The 1,953-nt window shown below is 33.7% G+C and carries 1 protein-coding gene; it reads right to left on the bottom strand.

Going from position 1 to position 1,953, the window contains the following annotated elements; genetic code table 11:
• Positions 1–485: 485 nt before the first annotated feature.
• Complete coding sequence (locus PSN35_RS07435; protein ID WP_300031601.1) at positions 486–833, bottom strand: hypothetical protein; 348 nt, start codon at positions 831–833, stop codon at positions 486–488.
• Between the last annotated feature and the right edge of the window lie 1,120 nt (positions 834–1,953).

The following is a 1,953-nucleotide window of genomic DNA, read 5'->3' as shown; positions in this document are numbered from 1 at the left end:
CGACCATTCCTGTTAAAGTCATAGTTTCATGAGTATAAAGAGGGAACAGTGTTATTAAGATTCATGGAGTTCTCGACCATTCCTGTTAAAGTCATAGTTTCATGAGTATAAAGAGGGAACAATGTTATTAAGATTCATGGAGTTCTCGACCGTTCCTGTTAAAGTCATAGTTTCATGAGTATAAAGAGGGAACAGTGTTATTAAAATTCATGGAGTTCTCGACCATTCCTGTTAAAGTAATAGTTTCATGAGTATAAAGAGGGAACAGTGTTATTGAGACTCATGGAGTTCTCGACCGTTCCTGTTAGTCATAGTTTCATGCGTATAAAGAGGGAACAGTGTTATTAAGATTCATGGAGTTCTCGACCATTCCTGTTAAAATCATAGTTTCATGAGTATAAAGAGAGAACAGTGTTATTAAGATTCATGGAGTTCTCGACCATTCCTGTTAAAGTCATAGTTTCAATTCAACTACAAACACTCGCTTACCTATCAGTTTCATATATTGGCAGAACTTTATATGGATCTGTATTTATCATGGTAGGATCTGGACAATCCTGGTTGGTGCATCGATATTCTACATCAAGGCTGTGCTTACCAAGAACAGAAAATATCCTTTGATTATCACTTCCTCTTATATCAACAATTATCTGACTTCCAGCGGTCATCTCTTCAAATGATACACTGCCTCCATAAATACACCAGATAAGCTTCCCAATTCCGAATTTTTTTTCTTTGAAAGCGTTCCATATTTCAAAGTATTTCTGCAAAAAAACATGCAAATCAGATCGAAGCAAAATAACTAAAGATAAATCAACAAGAACTTCCAACATATATAATATATGAAGAATAACGTCGGTTTTGAAGGGTGCGACAAACATATCTAGTATATCAGTAAGTCCAAAATAACGAGCTGTGATACTAGTGGTAATGTATGTCACATAAAAACTGGACGTTTGTTTTCATCTAACAATGCTTAATGACACACAGACAGATAATATTTGAAATCAGTACCAGATTCAGAGTCAGTTCGTTGATATGGACAATACTCCTCAGGGAAATTCATGGGGGAATGAATATTGCCAAAATTCATTTGACTCTGATGACTATAATTATTAGGAATTAAGAAATAAAAATAAAATAAGATCAAACAAATTAATAATGACTTACTACAAATGCATTGAATATGTTCACATTTTATCAATATGCTTTGATTGATTGATTTGATTTTTGGTGTTTTAACGCCACTTTCAACAATATTTCAGTTATATCGTGGCGACCAGTTTTAATGTATGCTTGCATTAATAGAAAAAATAATAAACAAAGTGTTTTTTCTGCTGATAATCCAGCTTTTGAATTAAAAAAAAACAACATTTTTGCTATTAATGGTTCAATGCATTATTGTACACTGACAAGAAATTATATGTGTACTATGAAATATAAATAAAATAATGGTCTTGATTGATGAAGGGATAACTCCTTTCTTAGCAAGAACAAATGTGCCTACTTTAATCAATGTTCCCTCATACTAACATCATCAACAACCAATCAAGGTTAACGACATATTTGTTATATTTGGTGAGTATTTGAAGAGAACGACATATTTGTTATATTTGGTGAGTATTTGAAGAGATTTGTGAGAGTGTACTTCAACAGACTGTCTCCTAGTTATGTACCAACTATGCTAGTCGTCTTGTTCACCTGTTGTCGCGTGAAGCAGGTATACTCAAGTCAAACGACAACAAGCCATCCCTGTCCTAGAGTTTCAAATTTCGCTATATAGATCATGTCCTTTCACTAACAAATCCAAGTTGAACAACAACGTTGATCATTGTTGATAATGAGATAAAGGATAACACAGATCTGCTTCATACCTTGACACACCTCACAATGTTGATAATGAGATAAAGGATAACACAGATCTGCTTCATACCTTGACACACCTCACAATGT

Origin of the sequence: Candidatus Thioglobus sp. (assembly GCF_028599055.1) — a bacterium.
Taxonomy (GTDB): Bacteria; Pseudomonadota; Gammaproteobacteria; order PS1; family Pseudothioglobaceae; genus Thioglobus_A.
This window is presented reverse-complemented; position numbering and strand designations above follow the sequence as displayed.

What these genes read in the sequence shown, in the direction of transcription:
- PSN35_RS07435 (WP_300031601.1), bottom strand. Translation starts at nt 833, where the DNA reads ATGTTGGAAGTTCTTGTTGATTTATCTTTAGTTATTTTGCTTCGATCT.